Annotated in this window: 18 protein-coding genes and 1 tRNA gene; 15 read left to right on the forward strand and 4 right to left on the reverse strand. The window is 65.1% G+C overall.

The window, feature by feature from the left end; genetic code table 11:
• Positions 1-33 precede the first annotated feature (33 nt).
• Complete coding sequence (gene pyk / locus ACZ6IE_RS07525; RefSeq protein ID WP_464607423.1) at positions 34-1,479, forward strand: pyruvate kinase; 1,446 nt, start codon at positions 34-36, stop codon at positions 1,477-1,479.
• 95 nt (positions 1,480-1,574) lie between these two features.
• Here pyk and ACZ6IE_RS07530 read toward each other — a convergent pair whose 3' ends face one another.
• Positions 1,575-1,814, reverse strand: a complete 240-nt coding sequence (locus tag ACZ6IE_RS07530) for a hypothetical protein (protein ID WP_077053204.1) — start codon at positions 1,812-1,814, stop codon at positions 1,575-1,577.
• Between the two features lie 126 nt (positions 1,815-1,940).
• Here ACZ6IE_RS07530 and ACZ6IE_RS07535 point away from each other — a divergent pair, with 126 nt between their 5' ends.
• Positions 1,941-2,327 (forward strand): YchJ family protein, encoded by a 387-nt coding sequence (locus ACZ6IE_RS07535; RefSeq protein WP_464608605.1) that lies wholly within the window; start codon positions 1,941-1,943, stop codon positions 2,325-2,327.
• A gap of 82 nt (positions 2,328-2,409) precedes the next feature.
• On the opposite strand, the gene ACZ6IE_RS07540 is transcribed toward ACZ6IE_RS07535, so the two are convergent.
• Positions 2,410-3,930, reverse strand: a complete 1,521-nt coding sequence (locus ACZ6IE_RS07540; protein WP_464607424.1) for an MFS transporter — start codon at positions 3,928-3,930, stop codon at positions 2,410-2,412.
• A gap of 133 nt (positions 3,931-4,063) precedes the next feature.
• A tRNA-Leu gene (locus ACZ6IE_RS07545) sits at positions 4,064-4,146 on the reverse strand.
• A gap of 38 nt (positions 4,147-4,184) precedes the next feature.
• Between ACZ6IE_RS07545 and ACZ6IE_RS07550 the strand changes: the two genes are divergently transcribed.
• On the forward strand, positions 4,185-4,790 hold the full coding sequence (locus tag ACZ6IE_RS07550) for an ANTAR domain-containing response regulator (protein WP_077053202.1): 606 nt from the start codon (positions 4,185-4,187) through the stop codon (positions 4,788-4,790).
• A gap of 134 nt (positions 4,791-4,924) precedes the next feature.
• Here ACZ6IE_RS07550 and ACZ6IE_RS07555 read toward each other — a convergent pair whose 3' ends face one another.
• The gene (locus tag ACZ6IE_RS07555; RefSeq protein ID WP_464608606.1) at positions 4,925-5,284 is read right to left on the reverse strand and encodes a hotdog fold thioesterase; all 360 of its coding nucleotides are present in this window, start codon (positions 5,282-5,284) and stop codon (positions 4,925-4,927) included.
• Positions 5,285-5,449: 165 nt separating this feature from the next.
• On the opposite strand from ACZ6IE_RS07555, the gene polA reads away from it, so the two are divergent.
• From polA to gap, 12 genes are all read left to right on the forward strand, one after another.
• Complete coding sequence (polA, locus tag ACZ6IE_RS07560; protein WP_464607425.1) at positions 5,450-8,113, forward strand: DNA polymerase I; 2,664 nt, start codon at positions 5,450-5,452, stop codon at positions 8,111-8,113.
• Between the two features lie 56 nt (positions 8,114-8,169).
• Positions 8,170-9,849, forward strand: coding sequence for a DUF885 domain-containing protein (locus tag ACZ6IE_RS07565; RefSeq protein WP_464607426.1), 1,680 nt, complete (start codon positions 8,170-8,172; stop codon positions 9,847-9,849).
• A 203-nt stretch (positions 9,850-10,052) separates the two neighbouring features.
• Positions 10,053-11,507, forward strand: coding sequence for a 30S ribosomal protein S1 (gene rpsA, locus ACZ6IE_RS07570; RefSeq protein ID WP_077053200.1), 1,455 nt, complete (start codon positions 10,053-10,055; stop codon positions 11,505-11,507).
• 291 nt (positions 11,508-11,798) lie between these two features.
• The gene (locus tag ACZ6IE_RS07575; protein WP_464607427.1) at positions 11,799-12,458 is read left to right on the forward strand and encodes a TetR/AcrR family transcriptional regulator; all 660 of its coding nucleotides are present in this window, start codon (positions 11,799-11,801) and stop codon (positions 12,456-12,458) included.
• A 20-nt stretch (positions 12,459-12,478) separates the two neighbouring features.
• The gene (coaE, locus tag ACZ6IE_RS07580; RefSeq protein ID WP_464607428.1) at positions 12,479-13,084 is read left to right on the forward strand and encodes a dephospho-CoA kinase; all 606 of its coding nucleotides are present in this window, start codon (positions 12,479-12,481) and stop codon (positions 13,082-13,084) included.
• A 74-nt stretch (positions 13,085-13,158) separates the two neighbouring features.
• Positions 13,159-15,222, forward strand: a complete 2,064-nt coding sequence (gene uvrB, locus ACZ6IE_RS07585) for an excinuclease ABC subunit UvrB (protein ID WP_464607429.1) — start codon at positions 13,159-13,161, stop codon at positions 15,220-15,222.
• A gap of 75 nt (positions 15,223-15,297) precedes the next feature.
• Positions 15,298-18,189: an excinuclease ABC subunit UvrA gene (gene uvrA, locus ACZ6IE_RS07590; RefSeq protein WP_077053196.1), complete on the forward strand. Its 2,892-nt coding sequence runs from the start codon at positions 15,298-15,300 to the stop codon at positions 18,187-18,189.
• Between the two features lie 2 nt (positions 18,190-18,191).
• Positions 18,192-20,078 carry an excinuclease ABC subunit UvrC gene (gene uvrC / locus ACZ6IE_RS07595; protein ID WP_464607430.1) on the forward strand — a complete coding sequence of 629 codons (1,887 nt, stop codon included), beginning with the start codon at positions 18,192-18,194 and terminating at the stop codon, positions 20,076-20,078.
• Positions 20,079-20,120: 42 nt separating this feature from the next.
• Complete coding sequence (rapZ, locus tag ACZ6IE_RS07600; protein WP_077053194.1) at positions 20,121-21,002, forward strand: RNase adapter RapZ; 882 nt, start codon at positions 20,121-20,123, stop codon at positions 21,000-21,002.
• A gap of 47 nt (positions 21,003-21,049) precedes the next feature.
• Positions 21,050-22,042, forward strand: coding sequence for a DNA-binding protein WhiA (whiA, locus tag ACZ6IE_RS07605; protein ID WP_464607431.1), 993 nt, complete (start codon positions 21,050-21,052; stop codon positions 22,040-22,042).
• 166 nt (positions 22,043-22,208) lie between these two features.
• Positions 22,209-22,835, forward strand: coding sequence for a superoxide dismutase (locus ACZ6IE_RS07610; protein WP_464607432.1), 627 nt, complete (start codon positions 22,209-22,211; stop codon positions 22,833-22,835).
• 113 nt (positions 22,836-22,948) lie between these two features.
• Positions 22,949-23,953, forward strand: a complete 1,005-nt coding sequence (gene gap, locus ACZ6IE_RS07615) for a type I glyceraldehyde-3-phosphate dehydrogenase (RefSeq protein ID WP_077053192.1) — start codon at positions 22,949-22,951, stop codon at positions 23,951-23,953.

Raw genomic sequence — 23,953 nt, forward strand, 5'->3', positions numbered from 1 at the left:
CGCTTCGGCGCAGAAGCACGGAGAAACCCCAGTATGAGACGAGCCAAGATCGTCGCAACCCTCGGACCGGCAACATCGAGCTATGAGAACATCAGAGCCATCATCGATGCCGGCGTCGACGTGGCGCGTATGAACCTCAGCCACGGAAGCTACGACGTCCACGAGGCCGTGTACGCCAACGTGCGTAAGGCCGCTGCCGATGCCGGCAAGCCCGTCGCCGTTCTGGTCGACCTCCAGGGGCCGAAGATCCGCCTCGGCAAGTTCGAGGGTGGCCCCTACCACCTGGCCGAAGGTGACATCTTCAAGATCACCATCGAAGACATCATCGGCAACAAGGAGATCTCCGGCACCACGTTCAAGGGCCTGCCCAACGACGTCAAGCCCGGTGACCCGCTCCTCATCGACGACGGCAAGGTCACGCTGCGCGTGCTCGAGACCGACGGAACGGTCGTCACGACCGAGGTCGTCGTCCCGGGCCCCGTGTCCAACAACAAGGGCATCAACCTGCCGGGTGTCGCCGTCAACGTTCCCGCCCTGAGCGACAAGGACGAGGCCGACCTCCGCTGGGGCCTCAAGCTCGGTGCCGACTTCATCGCGCTGTCCTTCGTCCGCAACGCCTCCGACATCGTCCGCGTGCACGAGATCATGGCCGAAGAGGGTCGCAAGATTCCCGTCATCGCCAAGATCGAGAAGCCGCAGGCCGTCGACAACCTCGAAGAGATCATCGACGCCTTCGACGGCATCATGGTCGCCCGTGGTGACCTCGGTGTCGAGCTTCCCCTCGAGGCCGTGCCGATCGTGCAGAAGCGCGCCGTCGAGCTGTGCCGCCGCATGGCCAAGCCCGTCATCGTCGCCACGCAGATGCTCGAGTCGATGATCAGCTCGCCGCGTCCGACGCGTGCCGAGACGTCGGATGTCGCGAACGCCGTCCTCGATGGTGCCGACGCCGTCATGCTCTCGGGCGAGACCAGCGTGGGTGAATTCCCCGTGATCACGGTCGAGACGATGGCGAAGATCGTCGAGTCCACCGAGATCCACGGTCTCGACCGCATCGCCCCGCTCGGCACCAAGCCGCGCACGCAGGGTGGCGCCATCACGCTGGCCGCTGCGGAGGTCGCCGACTTCGTCGAGGCCAAGTTCCTCTGCGTCTTCACCGAATCGGGCGACTCCGTGCGTCGGATGACGCGCCTGCGTTCGCAGATCCCCGTGCTGGGCTTCACACCCGACGAGGCGATCCGACGTCGCATGTCGCTCATCTGGGGCGTCGAGAGCATCCTGGTCGAACCCGTCTCCCACACCGACGCCATGTTCGGCCAGGTCGACGACGAGATCCTCGCCAAGAAGCGCGCCAACGTCGGTGACAAGGTCGTCGTGATCTCGGGTTCCCCTCCCGGAATCGCCGGCTCCACCAACGACATGCGCGTGCACAAGGTGGGCGACGCCCACCACGAGGCGGCTCCGGCCTACGCCAAGAACTAACGCTGTCAACGACGAAGGCGGGACATCCGAGGATGTCCCGCCTTCGTCGTTCTCCCGGAGAGCCGCGCCTTCATTGCGCGCTGACCGGCCGGAGCCTATTCGCCGTTCGCGCGCTTGCCGACCTCTTCGGTGTGGCCGTCGAGCTCTTCGTCCGTCGCGGCGACGTTCGACTGTTCGAAGCGCTGCGAGAGGGCTTCCTTGACGATGTCGTCGGGCTGACCCGGCAGGTCCTGAGCCGTCTGAGCAATGATTCCCTCGGCCTTCGCGGCGTCGTCGGTCTCGTTCTGATCCATGCGGGGGCCGTCTTGCGTGGGCTGTGCGCGGTGGTCGCTCATGAGGTTTCCTCTCGTTGTGGGAACCGTCGATGGTCCTGCTCCCAGATTACTCCGCAGCGGCCAACGCGGCCCGGCCGAGCATGTGCCTTGCGGCGGTTGCCCAGCACCGATAATGGGGGAGTGACGATCGCTCCCGACATCCGCTGCCCGTGCCTGAGCGGCGAGGTCTATGCCGCGTGCTGCGGGCGCTACCACGGCGGCGCGCACACGGCCCCCACCGCGGTCGCTCTCATGCGGTCACGCTATTCGGCGTTCGCGTTGAGTCTCGAGCGCTACCTTCTGAGCACCTGGCACCCATCCACCCGTCCGACCGGCATCGACCTCGACGATGACACCCGCTGGGTGCGGCTCGACATCGAAGAGGTTCGGCGGGGCGGGCCTGCCGACAGCGACGGCGTCGTGCGATTCACCGCCATCTATCGGGATGCCGAGGGCGGGCACCGCCTGACCGAGACGTCGCGCTTCGTCCGCGAGAGCGGCAACTGGTACTACGTAGATGGCGTGCACGCCTGACCCGCCACACGGCTTTCCACGCACGAACGCCCGGCCGTCCGCACGCGAGTGCGAAACGACCGGGCGTCCTTGCGAGCAGACCTCAGGCTCGCGCGTTCTCCGGGAACGGCAGCTCGTCGAGATCGATGTTCGGGTTCGTGTCCTGCGTGTCCACGAGCTCCTGTGCCTCGGCGTCCGTCTCGACGCTCGGCATCGATCCCGGCAGGGGGCGCTTCGCCGACTCCTTCATGAAGTAGATCGCGATCGCGCCCACGATGGACGTGGCCATCAGGTAGAAGGCCGGCGTCAGGTCGTTGCCGGTCCACTGCAGGAGACCCTCGATGATGAACGGGGCGGTGCCGCCGAAGATCGCCACGGCGACGTTGTAGGCGATCCCCATGCCGCCATACCGGCTGGATGTGGGGAACAGGGCGGGCAGCGACGACGCCAGGTTCGCCACGTAGAAGGTCACAGGGAAGGCGATGAGCGCGAGCCCGGCGAGCGTCGACCAGATCTCGCCGACACCGAGCAGCAGGAAGGCGGGAACGCTCAAGACGATCGTGCTCCCGGCGCCGATCCAGAGCACGGGTCGACGGCCGATGCGGTCGGAGAGACGACCGGTCAGCGGGATGCAGAGCGACATCGCCACGAGCACGGGGATGGTCAACAGCGTGCCGTGCACGGCGTCATAGCCCAGCGAATCGGTCAGGTACGTGGGCATGTAGGTCGTCAGCGCGTAACCGACCGTGTTGGCGGCCGCCACAAGCGCGATGGCGAGCACGATCTGGCGCCAATAGGCACGGATGAGCGCGCGAGTTCCCTTGGGACCCTCGGCTGCGACATCCGCCTCGGTTTTGTTCTCTTGCGCGTCCATCGTCGCCTGGAACGCGGGGGACTCCTCGATCTTCAACCGGAAGTAGATCGCGATGGCGCCGAGCGGGCCGGCCACGAGGAACGGCAGACGCCACCCCCACTCGACCATGTCCTCGCTCGAGAGGATGAGTTGCATGACCGACACGACGCCCGCGCCGATGGCGAAGCCGAAGTAACTTCCGAGGTCGAGGATGCTCGCGAAGAAGCCTCGACGTGCGTCGGGTGCGTATTCGCTCACGAACGTCGTGGCCCCCGCATACTCACCACCCGTGGAGAAGCCCTGGATGAGCTTCAACACGATGAGCAAGACGGGTGCCCAGAAGCCGATGGTGTCGTAATTCGGCAACACGCCGATGAGGAACGTGGATGCGGCCATCAAAATGAGCGTCATGGCGAGGATGCGCTGGCGGCCGAGACGATCGCCGAGGCGCCCGAAGATCACGCCGCCGAGCGGGCGCGCGATGAACGTGACGGCGAAGACACCGAGGCTGAACAGCACCTGCACGTTGCTGGGCGCGTCGGAGAGGAAGACCTGCCCCATGATGACGGCGAGGTAGCCGTAGACACCCACGTCGTACCACTCCATGGTGTTGCCCACCACGGTGCCGCCGACGGCCTTCTTCAACATCGCCTTGTCGACGACATTGACGTCGGAAACCTCGAGTCGCCTCTTCTCGGGCGCCTTCTTGCCGCGCCGCCTGGCCAGCAAGGCCTTGATCTGTGCGAAGGAATCGGTTCGCTGTTCGGTCATCGCCTGCTCTTTCGATCGCGCCCCGAAGGGTCGGAAATTCTGGCGGATTATTCCGGCGCTGATGGGGCCGGGCCAAATGAAATCCCCGCTGGCTACCCCTTTCCTACGGGGTCCCCAGCGGGGAGGGTGGTTGTGCCGGTGGTGGGACTCGAACCCACACGTCCTCTCGAACAAAGCATTTTGAGTGCTCCGCGTCTGCCATTCCGCCACACCGGCGCACAACAACATCGACAAGATTACCGTAGGATTTAGGCGTGACTGAGCAAGAAGCAACTCCAGCAGCCCCCCGCCGTGTCGTCGTGGCCGAAGATGAGTCCCTCATCCGCCTCGATATCGTCGAAATTTTGCGCGACAACGGTTTCGAGGTGGTCGGCGAGGCCGGCGATGGCGAGACCGCCGTCCAGCTCGCCACCGAGCTGCGCCCCGACCTCGTCATCATGGACGTGAAGATGCCCCAACTCGACGGCATTTCTGCGGCCGAGCGCCTCAACAAGGCGCAGATCGCCCCGGTCGTCCTCCTCACGGCTTTCAGCCAGAAGGAGCTCGTCGAGCGCGCCAGCGAGGCCGGCGCCCTGGCTTATGTCGTCAAGCCGTTCACGCCCAACGACCTGCTGCCCGCCATCGAGATCGCTCTCAGCCGCTACCAGCAGATCATCACGCTCGAGGCCGAGGTCGCCGACATGGTCGAGCGCTTCGAGACCCGCAAGCTCGTCGATCGCGCCAAAGGCCTCCTCAACGAAAAGATGGGTCTCACCGAGCCCGAAGCTTTCCGGTGGATCCAGAAGGCTTCCATGGATCGCCGTCTGACCATGCACGATGTCGCCCAGGCGATCATCGAGCAGCTCAGCGCCAAGAAGTAGTACAGCGCCGTAGTACAGCGCCGTAGTACAGCGCCAAGAAGTACGGCAGGGTTTTCACGCCCGATACGACGAAGGCCCGCGACGAATCTGTCGCGGGCCTTCGTGGTACTCGCTTGCGCGAAACGTTGCAGGTGTCAGGCAGACGCCGCCGGAGCATCCTTGATCATGTTGGTGATGCGGATGGTGGAGCAGCGACGCCCTTGCTCGTCGTCCACGGCGATCTCGTGAACCGTCACACTGCGACCGAGGTGAATGGGCGTGCACACGCCGGTGACGAAACCACTCGTCGCAGACCGCGTGTGCGTCGCGTTGATGTCGACGCCGACGGCCAGCTTGCCGGGCCCTGCGTGCAGATTGGCGGCCATCGACCCGAGCGACTCGCCGAGCACGACATAGGCGCCACCGTGCAACAACATGGCGGGCTGCGTGTTTCCTTCGACGGGCATGCGGGCGACAGCGCGCTGGATGCCGAACTCCAGGAACTCGATCCCCATCTTCTCGGCGAGGGCCCCGGCCCCGCGTTCGCGCACCCAATCGAGGGCGTCGTCCTGGGATGTCGTTGCGTCGGTCACGCGCGTTCCTCTCGTCAGTCGTCGTCGGCCGTCGTCTGCACCCGACCAGCCCAGCGCAGTGTCGGTGCGCGCTTGTAGGCTGGTCTCGTGTCGGACATCGAAAAGCCTACCCTCCTCGTCATCGACGGTCACTCGCTCGCCTTCCGGGCGTTCTACGCGCTGCCGGTCGACAGTTTCCAAACCCGCGACGGGCAGCACACGAATGCCATCCACGGCTTCATCTCCATGCTGCTGAACCTGTTGAAGAACGAGAAGCCCACGCATATCGCGGTGGCTTTCGACATCTCGCGGTTCTCCTTCCGCACGCGGGAATACCCCGACTACAAGGGCACGCGCGGTGAGACGCCGGTCGAGTTCATCGGTCAGATCCCGCTCCTGCAGGAGGCACTGGCTGCCATGAACATCGTCACGATCACGAAGGAAGACTTCGAGGCCGACGACATCCTGGCCACGCTGGCGGCTCAGGGCACCGCCCAGGGTTATCACGTGAAGGTCGTCTCGGGCGATCGAGACACCATCCAGCTCGTCAACGAAGACGTCACGCTGCTCTACCCGTCTCGCCAGGGCGTCACCGATCTCACGCGCTACGACCCGCCGAAGGTGTTCGAGCGTTACGGAATCGAGCCGCACCAATACCCTGAGATCGCGGCCCTGGTGGGGGAGACGAGCGACAATCTGCCCGGCATCCCCAAGGTCGGCGAGAAGACGGCCGTCAAGTGGCTGCTGAAGTACGGCAGCCTCGACGAGATCCTGGCGCACGCCGATGAGATCACGGGCAAGGTCGGCGAAAGCCTGCGCGAGCACCAAGAGAACGCCGTGCGCAACCGCAAGCTCAACCGGCTCGTCACCGACCTCGACCTCCCGGTGTCGCTCGACCAGCTCGCCAAGCAGCCGCTCGAAGAGCAGGCCGTGCGCGAGATCTTCGCCCGGCTCGAGTTCCGCACCTTGCTCGATCGCGTGCTCAAACTCGAAGGCGTCGTCTCCGACGGCAGCGCCGAGGCTGCAGTCATCGAGGCACAGCCAACGGCTCCGACCGCGCAGCACCTTCTCGACGAAGAGCTGGGCGCCTGGCTTTCTCGGGCCCAAAAGGCCAATCCGGATGGCTTGGGCCTCATGGTGCACACGGTCGATGGCGTTCCCGTCAGCATCGGTGTCGCAACCCCCACCGAGTCGGTTCTGCTCGAATGGATCCCGGAGCGTGCCGATTACGCGCCGCTCGAGGCGTGGCTCGCGAGCGAAGCTCCCAAGGTGCTCTACGGTGCGAAGCCGCAGCTGAAGGCGCTCACTCGAGCAGGTCTGGCTCTCGGCGGCCTGGCGTTCGATGCCGAGCTCGCCGCCTACCTCCTGAAGCCAGGTGGGGCCGAGAAGGGCCTGGCCGATCTCGTGGCGCGGCGCCTCGGCGAGACCATGCCTGTCACCGATCCCAACCAGCTCGTCCCCTCCGAAGACTCGGGTTCGGCCGCGACCGATGCGTGGTACGTGTTGCGCCTGGTCGAGCCGCTCACCGAAGCCCTCGACGACGGCTCTCTGCGGGTGCTCCGTGAGATCGAGCTGCCCACGCTTCGGGTGCTGGCCGCCATGGAACTGCGCGGCGTCGCGGTCAACCACACGCAACTCAGCGAGCTGTCGGCACAACTGCTCGAGCGCTCGAACACGCTCGCCGCCTCGGCGTTCGCCGAGATCGGCCGCGAGGTCAACCTCGGCTCACCCAAGCAGCTACAAGAGGTTTTGTTCGACCAGCTAGGCATGCCCAAGACGCGTGCCAACAAGACCGGCTACTCCACTGATGCCGGGGCCCTCGCCGATCTGCAGGCCAGCAACCCGCACCCGTTCCTCGACCTGCTGCTGCAGCACCGAGACGCGTCGAAGCTGCGTCAGATCGTCGAGACCCTCGACAAGACCATCCGACCCGATGGCCGCATCCACACGAGCTACGTGCAGACGGGCACCTCCACGGGCCGCCTGTCGTCCACCGACCCCAACCTGCAGAACATCCCCGTGCGCACCGAGGAAGGCCGCCGCATCCGCCAGGCATTCGAGGTGGGCGAGGGATACGACACGCTGCTCACGGCCGACTATTCGCAGATCGAGATGCGCATCATGGCGCACCTCTCGGGTGACCCCGGCCTCATCGAGGCGTTCCAGGCCGGCGAAGACCTGCACCGCTTCGTGGGTTCGCGCATCTTCGGCGTCGACCCGCAAGATGTCACCTCCGCTATGCGCAGCAAGGTCAAGGCCATGTCATACGGGCTGGCGTATGGTCTCAGCGCCTTCGGTCTGTCCAAGCAGCTGCGCATCGACCAGTCCGAGGCGAAGCAGCTCATGACCGACTACTTCGCCCGCTTCGGAGCCGTGCGCGACTACCTGCGCAACGTGGTCGAGCAGGCCAAGGTCGACGGCTACACGACAACCATCTACGGCCGTCGCCGTCCCTTCCCCGAGCTCAAGAGCCCCAACCGTGTGCTGCGGGACAACGCCGAGCGCGCCGCCCTCAACGCGCCCATCCAGGGTTCGGCCGCTGACATCATGAAGATCGCCATGATCCGCATCGAAGACGAGTTCGCCGAGCGCGGTTTGCGCAGCCGCATGCTCATGCAGGTGCACGACGAATTGATCTTCGACGTCATGGGCGACGAATGGGACGATGTCGAAACCATCGTGCGCACACACATGGCGGGCGCGGCCGACCTCGCCGTGCCGCTCGACGTGCAGGTGGGCCGCGGCGCGAACTGGAACGAGGCCGCCCACTAGGGCGTCCGTCGCCGGGCGGTGGCGGTTGCCGGCGATCCGGGCCTAGGCTCGGATCCATGAGTGCTGACACCCCCCGCGACGCCACCCCCATCGACGCCATAGCCGAACGATGGGTCGACACGCTCGTCGAACTCGACCCGCTGCTCGGAACGTACATCGGCCGCGCCGAGGCCAACCGCCGCTACGGCGATTTCTCGCCCGCCGGCCACGAGGCCTACCTCGATGCTGCCAAGAACACGATCCGTGAACTGGATGCCGCCACCCCCGTCGACAGCGTCGACGACGTCACCCGTACCGACCTCCGCAACGAGCTGCTCCTCGACGTCGAATCGAGCGACGCGGGCCTGCACCTCCGCGACCTCAACGTCATCGCCTCGCCGGCTCAGGGCATCCGTGAGATCTACGACCTCATGCCGACGGCCACGGTCTCCGACTGGGACGACATCTCCGCCCGCCTGAAAGCCCTGCCCGCGGCCGTCGACGGCTACATCGAAACGCTTCGCACGGGAATCCGGCAGGGTGTCGTCCCCGCCCGTCGCCAGGTCGCCGAGGTGTTCGAGCAGGTCAAGCGGTATGGCGCATCCGACGGCTTCTTCGTGGCGCTCGGAGCCAACGCCGGCCCCGACCAGGGCTCGCTCCCGGCATCCCTCGCCAATGATCTCTCGGCCAACGCGGGGGCCGCCGCCGTGGCCTATGGCGAGCTCGCTGACTTCCTGGCCCGCGAACTCGAACCTGTGGCCGGCGAAAACGACGCGGTCGGACGAGAGATTTACGCCCTGCAATCCCGACGTTTCCTCGGTGCGACCATCGACCTCGACGAGACCTACGAGTGGGGCGTCGAAGAACTCCAGCGCATGGTCGACGAACAGGAGTCCATCGCACGACAGATCAAGCCCGGCGCATCCGTCGCCGAGGCGATCGCGTTCCTCGAGCAGGACGACTCGCGCAAGCTGCACGGAACCGACGCACTGCGCGAATGGATGCAGCAAACGAGCGACCGCGCGGTCGAGGAGCTCGGCCGCAGCCACTTCGACATCCCCGACGAGATCCGGGCGCTCGAATGCATGATCGCGCCGACGCAAGAGGGCGGCATCTACTACACGGGCCCGACAGACGACTTCTCGCGCCCGGGTCGCATGTGGTGGTCGGTGCCAGAGGGCGTCACCGAATTCGACACCTGGCGCGAACTCACGACGGTTTACCACGAGGGTGTTCCGGGCCATCACCTCCAGATCGGCCAGGCCGTCTACAACCGCGAGACGCTCAACACGTGGCGCCGACAGCTCGCCGGCACGTCGGGCCACGCGGAGGGTTGGGCGCTCTACGCCGAGCGGCTCATGGAGCAGCTCGGATACCTCGACGATCCCGCCGACCGCCTGGGCATGCTCGACGGCCAGCGCATGCGCGCGGCGCGCGTGGTGCTCGACATCGGCGTCCACCTCGGCAAACAGCGCCCCGACGGTCAGGGCGTGTGGGATGCCGACTACGCCCTCGAGTTCATGGGCCGCAACGTCAACATGAACGATGGCTTCGTGCGCTTCGAGGTGAACCGCTACCTCGGATGGCCGGGCCAGGCGCCGTCGTACAGGGTCGGCCAGCGCATCTGGGAGCAGCTGCGCGATGAGTATGCCCGTCGTGCCGGCGCGGACTTCCAGATCAAGGAGTTCCACCGCGAGGCGTTGAACCTCGGGGGAGTGGGCCTCGACACGCTGCGCACGGCCCTGTTCGCCGACTGATTCGGCCGCCTCGAGCATCCGATTTTCCGTCGCGACTCCCGCGCTCCGAGCCCCGGACGCGGGAGTTGCTGGCGACGCCCGAAAACACGTAGGATTGACTGTCACATTTGTGACAACCAACATCCGTTCGCCGCATCGTTTTCAGACGCGAAATCACCGAAGCCGTGCGGCCTGATTCATGTCCATACTGGAGTAATCACTCAATGACAAACACAACGACCGACAAGGCGCCCAAGCAGGTTGCGATCAATGACATCGGATCCGCTGATGACTTCCTCGCCGCGGTCGAAAAGACGCTGAAGTTCTTCAACGATGGCGACCTGATCGAGGGCACCGTCGTGAAGATCGACCGCGACGAGGTCCTCCTCGACGTCGGTTACAAGACCGAGGGTGTCATCCCTTCGCGCGAACTTTCTATCAAGCACGACGTCGACCCCTCCGAGGTCGTCAACGTCGGCGATTCCGTCGAAGCCCTCGTCCTCCAGAAGGAAGACAAAGAAGGCCGCCTCATCCTGTCCAAGAAGCGCGCTCAGTACGAGCGTGCCTGGGGCGACGTCGAGAAGATCAAGGACGCCGATGGCGTTGTCACGGGTTCGGTGATCGAGGTCGTCAAGGGTGGCCTCATCGTCGACATCGGACTCCGCGGCTTCCTTCCCGCCTCGCTCATCGAGCTGCGCCGTGTGCGCGACCTCACGCCCTACCTGGGCCAGGAGATCGAAGCGAAGATCCTCGAGCTCGACAAGAACCGCAACAACGTCGTCCTGTCGCGCCGCGCCCTGCTCGAGCAGACGCAGTCCGAGAGCCGCACCACGTTCCTCAACAACCTCCAGAAGGGACAGGTCCGCAAGGGCGTCGTCTCGTCGATCGTCAACTTCGGTGCGTTCGTCGACCTGGGCGGCGTCGACGGTCTGGTTCACGTCTCCGAGCTCAGCTGGAAGCACATCGAGCACGCCAGCGAGGTCGTCGAGGTCGGTCAGGAAGTCACCGTCGAGATCCTCGAGGTCGACCTCGAGCGCGAGCGCGTGTCGCTGTCGCTCAAGGCCACGCAGGAAGACCCGTGGCAGGTCTTCGCCCGCACCCACGCAATCGGTCAGGTTGCCCCGGGTAAGGTCACGAAGCTCGTTCCGTTCGGTGCGTTCGTTCGCGTCGCCGATGGCATCGAGGGCCTCGTTCACATCTCCGAGCTCAGCGGCAAGCACGTCGAGCTGGCCGAGCAGGTCGTTTCGGTGGGCGACGAGGTCTTCGTCAAGGTCATCGACATCGACCTGGAGCGTCGCCGCATCTCGCTGAGCCTCAAGCAGGCCAACGAGGGTGTCGACCCCGAGGGCACCGAGTTCGACCCGGCTCTCTACGGCATGCTCACCGAGTACGACGACCAGGGCAACTACAAGTACCCCGAGGGCTTCGACTCCGAGACCAACGAATGGCGCGAAGGCTTCGAAGCTCAGCGCGAGAAGTGGGAGCAGGACTACGCTGCCGCCCAGGCTCGTTGGGAAGCTCACAAGAAGCAGGTTGCTGCTGCCGCTGCCGAAGAGGCATCGAACGAGGGACAGGCTGCCGCCGGTTCCACGTTCTCGAGCGAGTCGGCCGGCGCCGGCACGCTTGCTGACGACGAGTCGCTCGCCGCTCTGCGCGAGAAGCTCTCCAGCAACTCCTAAGCACCACAGCACCACCAGTTAGATCGCCGCAAGGCACTGAGGGGCCGAATCCGAGAGGGTTCGGCCCCTTCGGCGTATCTCGGGCATCTACGTGCGCTGCGAGTCGCCAGGGGTGGCCGCCATGGGTCCAAAACCGAGGCCGGATGCCGGGGCACGAACTATCCTGCCGAACTATCCTGTTGATATTTGGTATATCACTGATACGCTAGTTCTGGAATTTCAGTTGAAGTTTCAGTACGGCCGGCTCGGCGTCATGTGCGCCGAACGTGCCCTCGATCAGAAGAGGCAACCATGTTCACAGAACCGTTGAACCGCTATTTGCACACCGAGGTCAAGTCCATCAACGACCTGCGCATCAGCCCGCGGCAAGAACGAAGCAGACGCACACTCGACGTCATTCTCGACACGACGGCAGCCGTCGTCGCCGCCGACGGTTTCTCCGCCGTGACCACGGCCGACATCGCTGAGCGCGCCGGCATCGCCATCGGAACGTTCTACCGCTTCTACCCGGATCGCGAGGCACTACTCACCGCATTGCGCAATCGCACCTACACGGCCTACCTCGAGCACCTCATCGCGGCGTACGACCGCAAGACCCCGCGCACCTGGAAACAGGCCGTCTCGACCATGATCGATATCAATATCGAGTGTTACCGCACCATCCCCGCCTTCGCGATCGTGCACCTGTCGCTTCTCGCGGCCGACGCCGACGAGCGCGAGGCGCACTTGCGCCGCGCGGCACTCTATCTCGAGGCGATCGTCGAGTCACTTGCCGAATTCGGCCTGCCATCGTCGAAGGCCTGGCGCACCCGCCTCGAGGTCGCCCTCGAACAGGCTTCGGCCCTCACGGCGTTGGCATTCCTCCGGGACCCCGAAGGTGACCGGCGCATCCTGGCCGAAGCGCGGCGACTCCCCATCGACTATCTGCAGGAGTACGCCGCCTCGCTCTGACGCAGCGCTACGCTGGGGGAGTGAAACTCGTCGGGCTCACGGGCGGAATCGCGTCCGGAAAATCTACCGTTGCACGTCGCATCGAACAGCGTGGTGCCGTCCATATCGACGCCGACCTCCTCGCGCGCGAGGTCGTCGAACCGGGTACGCCCGCTCTCGACGCGATTCGAGCGCGTTTCGGCGCCGGTGTCATCGGCCCAGACGGCCGTCTCGACCGTCCGGCTCTCGGCGCGATCGTCTTCGCCGACGCCGAGGCCCTCTCCGATTTGAACGGCATCGTGCATCCGGCCGTGCGGCAGCGCACGGCCGAGTTGATCGCCGAGGCCGAGGCGCGCGATGGGGACGCCGTCGTGGTCTACAACGTGCCGCTGCTCGTCGAGGCTCAGGTTCCGCATCCGTTCGACCTCATCGTGGTGACGCACGCGCCGCGAGACGTGCGCATCGATCGCTTGGTCCGACTGCGTGCGAGTTCCGAAGAGGACGCGCGCCGGCGGGTCGACGCGCAAGCCTCAGACGAAGAGCGGCTCGCCCGTGCCGACGTGGTGATCGACACGGCGGGTTCCGTCGACGACACACTGCGTCAGGCGGATGTCTTGGCGACCGAACTCGGCCTCACCGGGATTTAGAGCATCGGCCGCCGTCGTGACCGCCCTGGGCGAACATCCGTACGAATGTCAGTGGCGATCTTTAGACTTGAGGCATGCAACCTACGCGCTCCGTGCGACCTTTCGAGGTCATCAGTGAATACACCCCGAGTGGCGATCAACCCAAGGCGATCGCCGAGTTGGCGGGGCGTGTCAACGCGGGCGAGACCGACGTGGTGCTTTTGGGCGCAACGGGCACGGGCAAGTCGGCGACCACCGCCTGGCTGATCGAGGCCGTGCAACGACCTACGCTCGTCCTCGCGCACAACAAGACGTTGGCGGCTCAGCTGGCCAACGAGTTCCGTGAGCTGCTGCCCAACAACGCGGTCGAGTACTTCGTGTCTTACTATGACTACTACCAGCCAGAGGCCTATGTGCCGCAGACGGACACCTTCATCGAGAAGGACTCGTCGATCAACGCCGAGGTCGAGCGCCTGCGCCACTCCACCACCAACTCTTTGCTGAGCCGCCGCGATGTCATCGTCGTCTCGACCGTCTCATGCATCTATGGCCTCGGCGCGCCGCAAGAATATTTGAACGCCATGATCGCCCTCCAGGTGGGCATGCGCGTCGACCGCGACTGGCTCATCCGCAAGTTCGTGTCGATGCAATACCAGCGCAACGACATCGACTTCTCGCGCGGGCACTTCCGCGTGCGCGGCGACACCATCGAGATCATCCCGATGTACGAAGAGCTTGCGATCCGCATCGAGATGTTCGGCGACGAGATCGAGGCGCTCTACACACTGCACCCGCTCACGGGCGACGTCGTCCAGAAGATGGACTCGGTGTCGGTGTTCCCGGGTTCGCACTATGTGGCGAGCACCGATGTCATGCAGCGCGCAATCGGCACGATCCAGGAGGAACTCGAGGAGCGCCTCGCCGACATGGAGCGCCAGGGCAAACTGCTCGAGGCTCAGCGACTGCGCATGCGCACGACCTTCGACCTCGAGATGATGCAGCAGATCGGCTTCTGCTCCGGCATCGAGAACTACTCGCGGCACATCGATGCGCGGGCACCGGGCGTAGCACCGCACTGTCTGCTCGACTTCTTCCCCGACGACTTCCTCGTCGTCATCGACGAGTCCCACGTCACGGTGCCGCAGATCGGCGCGATGTACGAGGGCGACTCCTCGCGCAAGCGCACGCTCGTCGAGCACGGTTTCCGCCTTCCGAGCGCACTCGACAACCGCCCGTTGAAGTGGAACGAGTTCAAAGACCGCGTCGGCCAGACCGTCTATCTCTCGGCCACACCCGGCAAGTACGAGATGGGCATCGCAGACGGCGTGGTCGAGCAGATCATCCGCCCGACCGGCCTCGTCGACCCGCAGATCGTCGTCAAGCCATCCAAGGGGCAGGTCGACGACCTGCTCGAAGAGATCCGCGCGCGGACAGAGCGCGACGAGCGCATCCTGGTGACCACGCTGACCAAGAAGATGGCCGAAGAACTCACCGACTACTTCACCGAGGCCGGCGTGCGGGTGCGCTATCTGCACTCGGATGTCGACACGCTCCGTCGCGTCGAGCTCCTCACCGAATTGCGTGCGGGCGTCTATGACGTGCTCGTGGGCATCAACCTTCTGCGAGAAGGTCTCGACCTTCCCGAAGTGTCCCTTGTCGCCATCCTCGATGCCGACAAGGAAGGCTTCCTGCGCTCGTCGACGTCACTCATCCAGACGATCGGTCGTGCGGCTCGAAACGTGTCGGGTGAGGTGCACATGTACGCCGATCGCATCACGGACAGCATGAAGCGCGCCATCGAAGAAACCGACCGCCGTCGCGAGAAGCAGGTCGCCTACAACACCGAGCACGGCATCGACCCGCAGCCGCTGCGCAAGAAGATCGCCGACATCACCGAGGCACTCGCCCGCGAAGGCGCCGACACGGCCAAGCTCCTCGCCTCGCGCGATGGCAAGAAGAAGGCGCCGACACCCAACCTCCGTCGTCAGGGGATCGCGGCAGAGGGGGCCGATCAGATCGAGGCGCTCATCGCCGACCTGAACGGCCAGATGCTGGCCGCGGCCGCCGAGCTGAAGTTCGAGTTGGCAGGGCGCCTGCGCGACGAGGTCCAGGACTTGAAGAAGGACCTGCGCCAGATGGAAAAGGCCGGGCACCTCTAGGCGTCACGCGGCGCCGAAACGCAAGGCCCACGCATCCCGAACACCACTGTCAGTGGTTCACCGTACTATCAAGGAGTGCCAATTTCTCAGGTAGATTCCACCGCAAAGCTGAGCGTCCGCGGAGCGCGGGTGCACAACCTCCAGAACGTCGACATCGACATCCCGCGCGACTCGCTCGTCGTGTTCACCGGTCTGAGTGGTTCCGGCAAATCCTCGCTCGCGTTCGACACGATCTTCGCCGAGGGCCAGCGCCGCTACGTCGAGTCTCTGTCGGCCTATGCGCGTCAGTTCCTCGGCCAGGTCGACCGCCCAGACGTCGACTTCATCGAGGGCCTGAGCCCCGCGGTCTCCATCGACCAGAAGTCCACCAACCGCAACCCGCGGTCGACGGTCGGCACCATCACCGAGGTCTACGACTACATGCGCCTGCTCTGGGCGCGCATCGGCATTCCACATTGCCCCGTGTGTGGCGAGCCCATTCAGAAGCAGACCGTGCAGCAGATCGCCGACCAGATGATGGAACTCGAAGCCGGCACGCGCTACATGATCCTCAGCCCGGTCGTCTCACAGAAGAAGGGCGAGTTCGTCGACCTCTTCAAAGAGCTGGCCGCCAGCGGATACTCGCGCGCGATCGTCGATGGCGAGCAGATCCAGCTCAACGAGCCGCCCACCTTGAAGAAGCAGTACAAGCACGACATCCAGGTGGTCGTCGACCGCCTCGTCGCGGGCCCCGACATCCTCGGGCGCCTCACCGACTCGCTCGAGACGGCCCTGGGCCTGACCGACGGTCTCGTCAACATCGACTTCGTCGACTCCGAGGGTCCGGCGTCCGTGCGCAGCTTCTCCGAGAAGCTGTCTTGCCCGAACAACCACCCCATCCAGCTGACCGAGATCGAGCCGCGCACGTTCTCGTTCAACGCACCCTTCGGCGCCTGCCCCGAGTGCACGGGCCTCGGCACGCGCATGTCGGTCGACGCCGAGCTGTTGCTGGGCGATGAAGACCTCAGCATCGCCGGGGGAGTCATACTGCCCTGGACGAGCCAAGGCAAGGGGCTCTACCAGTACTACGACAAGCTGCTCGAGGGTCTTGCGCGCGACCTCGACTTCTCGCTCAAGACACCGTGGAAGAAGCTGCCAGAAGAGGTGCGTGAAGCCGTCATGCGCGGCAACGACTTCAAGGTCAAGGTCAAGTGGCGCAACCGCTTCGGCCGCGAGATGAGCTACACCTCCGGCTTCGAGGGCGTCATGCCCTACATCGAGCGCCAATACCTGCAGGCAGAGACCGACGCGCAGCGTGCGCGCTGGTCCGAATACCTGCGCGAGGTTCCCTGCCCCGTGTGTGAGGGCAAGCGCCTCAAGCCCGAGGTGCTGGCAGTCCTCGTCAACGACCGCAACATCGCCGATGTCTCGGAACTCAGCCTCACCGACGCTCGCGCGTTCATGAACGAACTCGAGCTCTCCAGCCGTGAGGCCAAGATCGCGGCGCAGGTCCTGCGCGAGATCAAGCTGCGACTCGACTTCCTCATCCAGGTGGGGCTCAACTACCTCAACCTCGCCCGCGCAGCCGGATCGTTGTCGGGTGGCGAGGCCCAGCGCATCCGTTTGGCCACACAGATCGGCTCGGGGCTGACGGGTGTGCTCTACGTGCTCGACGAGCCCAGCATCGGCCTGCACCAGCGCGACAACCGACGCCTCATCGAGACGCTCATCACGCTGCGCGACCTCGGCAACACGCTCATCGTGGTCGAACACGACGAAGACACCATCCGCACCGCCGACTGGGTCGTCGACATCGGGCCAGGCGCTGGCGTGGGTGGCGGCAAGGTCGTGCACTCGGGTTCCTACGAGAAGCTCCTCGAAAACACGGAGTCGCTCACGGGCGATTACCTGTCGGGGCGCAAGGCCATCGAGACGCCGGCCAAGCGGCGTCCGCGCGACAAAGACCGTCAGGTCTCCGTCGTGGGCGCGTCGGCCAACAACCTCCAGAAGGTGTCCGCCGACTTCCCGCTCGGCACGTTCACGGCCGTCACGGGCGTCAGTGGTTCGGGCAAGTCGACGCTCGTCAACGACATCCTCTACCGCGTGCTCGCGAACAAACTCAACGGTGCGCGCAAGGTGCCGGGCAAGCACACACGCGTCACGGGTCTCGAGCACCTCGACAAGGTCATCCACGTTGATCAGGCGCCGATCGGGCGCACCCCGCGTTCCAACCCTGCCACCTACACGGGTGTGTTCGACCGCATCCGCACGCTGTTCTCCGAGACGAACGAAGCCAAGGCACGGGGCTACTTGCCCGGTCGCTTCAGCTTCAACGTCAAGGGCGGGCGCTGCGAGGCGTGTTCGGGTGACGGCACCATCAAGATCGAGATGAACTTCCTGCCCGACGTCTACGTCGCGTGTGAGGTGTGCGGGGGAGCGCGGTACAACCGCGACACCCTCACGGTGCACTACAAGGGGAAGAACATCGCCGAGGTGCTCGACATGCCGATCGCCGAGGCCGCGGACTTCTTCGAGCCCATCAGCGCCATCCACCGGTTCCTCAAGACCCTGGTCGACGTCGGACTCGGATACGTGCGTTTGGGCCAGAGCGCCACGACCTTGTCGGGCGGCGAGGCGCAGCGCGTCAAGCTCGCGACCGAACTGCAGCGCCGCACCAACGGGCGCAGCATCTACGTTCTCGACGAGCCGACCACCGGTCTGCACTTCGAAGACGTGCGCAAGTTGCTCCTCGTGCTCAACAGCCTCGTCGACAAGGGCAACACGGTCGTGGTGATCGAGCACAACCTCGACGTCATCAAATCGGCTGACTGGATCATCGATCTCGGCCCCGAAGGCGGCTCCGGTGGCGGTCGCGTGCTCGCCACGGGCACGCCCGAGAAGATCGCCACGGTGAGCGAGAGCCACACCGGCATGTTCCTCAAAGAGATCTTCGACGCCGACCGGGCCGAGACGCGCAAGGCCGGTTAGCGGTGGCAGATCCACTCAGCTACCGCCCCAAAGCGGGAGAGATCCCCACCCAGCCCGGCGTCTATCGTTTCAAGAACGACGCCGGGCGGGTGTTGTACGTCGGCAAGGCCAAGAACCTGCGCGCCCGCCTCAGCAACTACTTCGCGCCCCTGCACTCGCTGCACGAGCGCACTCGGCGCATGGTCACGAGTGCGAGCGGCGTCGACTGGACCGTCGTCGGCAGCGATATCGAGGCCCTCCAGCTCGAATACACGTGGATCAAAGAGTTCGACCCGCCGTTCAACGTCAAATTCCGCGACGACAAGACGTACCCGTTCATGGCCATCACGCTGGCCGACGAGGCGCCCCGCGTGCTCGTCACCCGCAACCCCAAGATCCGGGGGGCGAAGTACTTCGGGCCCTATCCGAAGATCTGGGCCGTGCACGACACCATCGACCTGATGATCAAAGCGTTCCCCATCCGCACGTGCAGCGACTCCAGCTACAAGCTGGCCATGCAAACGGGACGGCCCTGTTTCCCCGGCCAGATCGGGCGATGCGGCGGCCCGTGCTCGGGCAAGGTCACCATCGCCGAGCACCGCGCCATGGTCGACGACTTCGTCAGCTTCATGACCGGTAACGATCGCCGCTTCGTCACCGAGGCGACCCGCAAGATGAAAGAGGCGGCTGCCGCCCAGGACTACGAAGCGGCCGCGAAGTACCGCGACCGGTTGCTCGCCCTCGAAGCCGTCCTCGCCAAGAGCGCCGTCGTCCTCTCCGACAACGTCGACGCCGACCTCTTCGGCATCGAGCACGACGAGTTGACGGCCGCCGTGCAACAGTTCGTGGTGCGCGGCGGGCGCATCCGCGGTGTCCGGTCGTGGACGGTCGACAAAGAACTCGACCTCGACGAGAGCGACCTCGTAGAAGCCATCCTGCAGCGCGTGTATGACGCCGCCAGCGGCACCGATGTTCCCAAAGAAATCATCGTTCCCGAACTTCCCGACGATACGACCGAACTCGAAGCGTGGCTCACCGCGCGCCGGGGCAAAGGCTCCGTGCGCCTCAAAACGGCTCAGCGCGGTGAGAAGGCCGCCCTCATGCAGACCGCGCAAATGAACGCCAAGAACGCGCAGATGCTCTACAAGACGCGGCGCAGCGCCGACTTCGTCGCTCGATCACAGGCGATGTCCGACATCCAAGAAGCGCTCGGCATGGAGGAGGCGCCCCTGCGCATGGAGTGCTACGACGTCTCGCACCTCGGCGGCACAAACATCGTCGCCTCCATGGTGGTCTTCGAAGACGGGTTGCCGCGCAAAGACCAGTACCGCCGCTTCAGCATTGCCGACTCCACCGACGACACCGAGTCCATCTATCAGGTGCTCACCCGCCGACTCGCCTACCTGCGCGAAGACGAAGAGGAGAGCGCCACCGAGGTCGATCCGCTCGAGCAGGTCACCAAGCCGAAGAAATTCGCCTACCCGCCACAGCTGCTGATCGTCGACGGCGGCGTGCCCCAGGTGCAAGCCGCACGCCGCGCCCTCGAAGAATCCGGGCGCACCGACATCCAGCTCGCCGGCATCGCCAAGCGACTCGAAGAGGTCTGGCTGCCCGATAGCGACTACCCCGTCATCCTGCCGCGCAACAGCGAGGCACTGTTCCTGATCCAACGCATCCGTGACGAGGCGCACCGATTCGCGATCAGCTATCAGCGGGCCAAGCGGAAGAAAGACATCGGCTCAATTCTCAACGACATCCCGGGGCTCGGCCCCAGCCGCATTAAGGTGCTGCTCAAGCACTTCGGGTCGGTTGCCCGCCTCAAGCTCGCAACCCCCGCAGAGATCGCCGAGGTCAAAGGCGTCGGCCCCCAGTTGTCGGCCACCATCCACGAGCGTCTCCACAGTCGATAGGCTTGACCGAACGACGATCGACATGAATCGAGAGCGCCACGCATGAGCACGGATGAAACAACGCCCCAGCAGGAAGTCCTCATCGTCACCGGCATGTCGGGTGCCGGGCGGTCTACGGTAGCCAACGCCCTCGAAGACCATGGGTGGTACGTGGTCGATAACCTGCCCCCGCAGATGCTCCGCCCGCTCGTCGACCTCGCCGAACGCGCTGAGGGGGCTCTTCCCAAGATCGCGGCCGTCGTCGATGTGCGCGGGCGCGACTTCTTCACCGATCTGCGCTCGATGATCCAAACCCTGCGCGAGGGCACCCAAGTGCGCGTCGTCTTCCTCGACTCGACGGACGCCGCCCTCGTGCGCCGCTTCGAGGCGGTCCGTCGACCGCACCCACTCCAGGGCCGCGGCACCATCCTCGACGGCGTCACCCTCGAGCGGTCCCGTCTCGCGACCATCCGTGAATCGAGCGATGTCGTCATCGACACGTCCGAACTCAACATCCACCAGCTCGCCAACATCATCGCCGATATGTTCGCCGAAGCGGGCCGCCCGGGCGTGCAACTGACCCTGATGAGCTTCGGTTTCAAGTACGGCATTCCCACCGACGCCGACACGGTCGCCGACGCCCGATTCCTGCCCAACCCCTTCTGGGTGCCAGAATTGCGTTCACACACCGGCCTCGACGAGAGCGTCAGTGACTACGTACTCTCCCAGGATGGTGCGGAAGAATTCATCGATGCCTACGCCGCGGCCCTCGCACCCGTTCTCGCCGGATACCAGCGCGAGAACAAGCGCCACGCGACTTTCGCCATCGGATGCACCGGTGGCAAGCACCGCTCTGTGGCTATCACGGAACGGCTCGCCGAAAAGATCCGTGAAATCCCCGGCGTCGACGTCACCACCAAACATCGAGACCTCGGGCGCGAATAGCCGCGCCCCCCGGGCTCCGCACCACAAACGAAAGACGACGAACAACAATGGCATCACGACTGGCACTGAGCGCTGAGGTCAAAGAAGAGCTGACACGCATCCACGAACCGCGCGCGGCCGCCCGAGCCGCCGAACTCACCTCACTGCTCCGCTTCAGCGGTGGCCTGCACGTCATCTCGGGGCGCATCGCTCTCGAATCGGAGCTCGACTCGCCCCACCTCGCTCGACGCGTGCGCCGCGATCTCGCCGAGGTCTACGGGGTTCGCAGCGAGGTCTCGCTCATCCCCGCATCCGGTTCGCGCCGCACCGACTATTACCTCGTACGCGTGATGGATGGCGGCGAAACCCTCGCCCGCCAGACCGGCCTGCTCGATGCGCGTCGCCGGCCCGTGCGCGGCCTGCCCAACAAACTCACGACCGGCTCGCGCGAAGACCTCGCGGCCATCTGGCGCGGGGCCTTCCTGGCCGCCGGCACGCTCACCGACCCGGGCCGCTCCGCGGCTATCGAGGTCATCTGCCCCGGCAACGAGACCGCCATGGCTCTGGTCGGCGCCGCCGGCCGGCTCGGCATCTCCGCCAAGGCGCGCGAGGTTCGTGGCGTGCACCGCGTCGTCATCCGCGACGGCGAGGCGATCTCGGCCATGCTGATCGCCATGGGTGCCGTCGGCACCGTTCAGGCATGGGACGAGCTGCGCCAGCGACGCGAAGTGCGTGCAACGGCCAACCGTCTCGTGAACTTCGACGACGCCAACCTGCGCCGCTCCGCCCAGGCGGCCGTCGCGGCCTGCTCGCGCGTCGAGCGCGCGATGGAAATCCTCGCCGATGAGATGCCCGAACACCTGCGATATGCCGGCGAGCTTCGTCTCAACCACCGCGAGGCCAGCCTCGACGAGCTGGGGCACCACGCCGACCCCGTCATGACGAAAGACGCCATCGCGGGCCGCATCCGTCGCCTCCTCGCCATGGCCGACAAGAAGGCTTCCGACCTGGGCATCCCGGGCACCGACGCCAACCTCCCGTCCGACCTAGACGAGGTGTGACAGACCTGTCAATCCGGGAAGTTTCCGAGAGCGGGCTGTGTTCCCGTGGATAGACTGGAAGCCTCCCGAACGCGAGCAGACGACGTCTTTCGGCGCCGCCAGCACGAGGTCGGGTACACCCGCACAACCGCAGAAACGCGGGAGCGGACACGATAGGAGAGAAGAAATGGCAGATTACACACTTCCCGAGCTGTCCTACGACTACGGCGCACTTGCGCCCGCCATCAGCGGCCAGATCATGGAGCTGCACCACTCCAAGCACCACCAGACCTATGTCACCGGCGCCAACACCGCCATCCAGCAGATGGCCGAGGCCCGCGATTCGGGCAACCTCGCCAACATCAACAAGCTGGAGAAAGACCTGGCCTTCAACCTCGGCGGCCACGTCAACCACTCCGTCTTCTGGACCAACATGTCCCCGAACGGCGGCGACAAGCCGGTCGGCGAACTGGCCAGCGCCATCGACGACTACTTCGGCTCGTTCGAGAAGTTCCAGGCCCACTTCACGGCCGCCGCTCTCGGCGTGCAGGGCTCCGGCTGGGCCGCCCTCCTGTGGGACTCGATCGGCCAGCGTCTCATCATCACCCAGTTCTTCGACCAGCAGTCCAACTTCCCCGTCGGCACCGTTCCGGTCCTGCTCCTCGACGTCTGGGAGCACGCGTACTACCTCGACTACAAGAACGTCCGCGCCGACTATGTGAAGGCGTTCTGGAACATCGTCGATTGGTCCAATGTTCAGGCACGCTTCGACGCGGCCCGCACGAAGACCGAAGGCCTGCTGGTACTGTCATAGCAGGCATGGATGCCTCGGCGAACAGTCGCCGAGGCATCCATCACCCCCACTCGGCTTTCGCTCGAGTAACCCCCATAAATGCGCGTCACGCGCCCCAGCAACAGGAGTGATCCTTGTCCGTAAAGATCGGTATCAACGGGTTCGGCCGCATCGGCCGTAACTACTTCCGCGCAGCCCTCGCCAAGGGCAGCGACCTCGAGATCGTTGCCGTCAACGACCTCACCGACAACAAGGCGCTGGCCCACCTTCTCAAGTACGACTCCATCACCGGCCGTCTCGACGCAACCGTCGAGCTCGAGGGTGACAACATCATCGTCAACGGCAAGCCCATCAAGGTTCTCGCCGAGCGCGACCCCGCCAACCTCGGCTGGGGCGACCTGGGTGTCGACATCGTGATCGAATCGACCGGCCGCTTCACCAAGGCAGCCGACGCCCGCAAGCACATCGAAGCCGGCGCCAAGAAGGTCCTCATCTCCGCTCCCGCCACCGACGAAGACGCAACCTTCGTCATGGGCGTCAACGAGCAGGACTACGACCCCGCCAACCACCACATCATCTCGAACGCGTCCTGCACCACGAACTGCCTCGCGCCGCTCGCCAAGGTGTTCAACGACAAGTTCGGCATCGAGCGTGGCCTCATGACCACCGTGCACGCCTACACCGCAGACCAGAACCTGCAGGATGGCCCGCACAGCGACCTGCGTCGTGCCCGTGCCGCCGCGATCAACATCGTCCCGACCTCCACCGGTGCCGCCAAGGCCATCGGCCTCGTGCTGCCCGAGCTGAAGGGCAAGCTCGACGGCTTCGCGCTGCGAGTTCCGGTCCCGACCGGCTCGATCACCGACCTCACGGTCACGTCGTCGCGTCCCGTCACGGTCGACGAAGTCAAGGCTGCCTACAAGGAAGCCGCCGAGGGTCCCCTCAAGGGCATCCTGAAGTACACCGAAGACGAGATCGTGTCGAGCGACATCACGACCGACCCGCACTCGGCCATCTTCGACTCCGGACTGCTGCGCGTCCTGGGCGACCAGGTCAAGCTGTCGGCGTGGTACGACAACGAATGGGGCTACTCCAACCGTCTCGTCGACCTGACCGAGTACGTGGCGGATCGCCTCTAA

It is taken from the genome of Okibacterium sp. AC114 (genome assembly GCF_979253355.1).

Excerpts from the sequence above, each read along its gene's own strand:
- rapZ (WP_077053194.1), top strand. The coding sequence starts at position 20,121 with ATGAGCACGGATGAAACAACGCCCCAGCAGGAAGTCCTCATCGTCACC.
- ACZ6IE_RS07540 (WP_464607424.1), bottom strand. The coding sequence starts at position 3,930 with ATGACCGAACAGCGAACCGATTCCTTCGCACAGATCAAGGCCTTGCTG.
- whiA (WP_464607431.1), top strand. The coding sequence starts at position 21,050 with ATGGCATCACGACTGGCACTGAGCGCTGAGGTCAAAGAAGAGCTGACA.
- ACZ6IE_RS07555 (WP_464608606.1), bottom strand. The coding sequence starts at position 5,284 with ATGGGGATCGAGTTCCTGGAGTTCGGCATCCAGCGCGCTGTCGCCCGC.
- ACZ6IE_RS07575 (WP_464607427.1), top strand. The coding sequence starts at position 11,799 with ATGTTCACAGAACCGTTGAACCGCTATTTGCACACCGAGGTCAAGTCC.
- ACZ6IE_RS07610 (WP_464607432.1), top strand. The coding sequence starts at position 22,209 with ATGGCAGATTACACACTTCCCGAGCTGTCCTACGACTACGGCGCACTT.
- pyk (WP_464607423.1), top strand. The coding sequence starts at position 34 with ATGAGACGAGCCAAGATCGTCGCAACCCTCGGACCGGCAACATCGAGC.
- ACZ6IE_RS07565 (WP_464607426.1), top strand. The coding sequence starts at position 8,170 with ATGAGTGCTGACACCCCCCGCGACGCCACCCCCATCGACGCCATAGCC.
- ACZ6IE_RS07530 (WP_077053204.1), bottom strand. The coding sequence starts at position 1,814 with ATGAGCGACCACCGCGCACAGCCCACGCAAGACGGCCCCCGCATGGAT.
- rpsA (WP_077053200.1), top strand. The coding sequence starts at position 10,053 with ATGACAAACACAACGACCGACAAGGCGCCCAAGCAGGTTGCGATCAAT.
- uvrB (WP_464607429.1), top strand. The coding sequence starts at position 13,159 with ATGCAACCTACGCGCTCCGTGCGACCTTTCGAGGTCATCAGTGAATAC.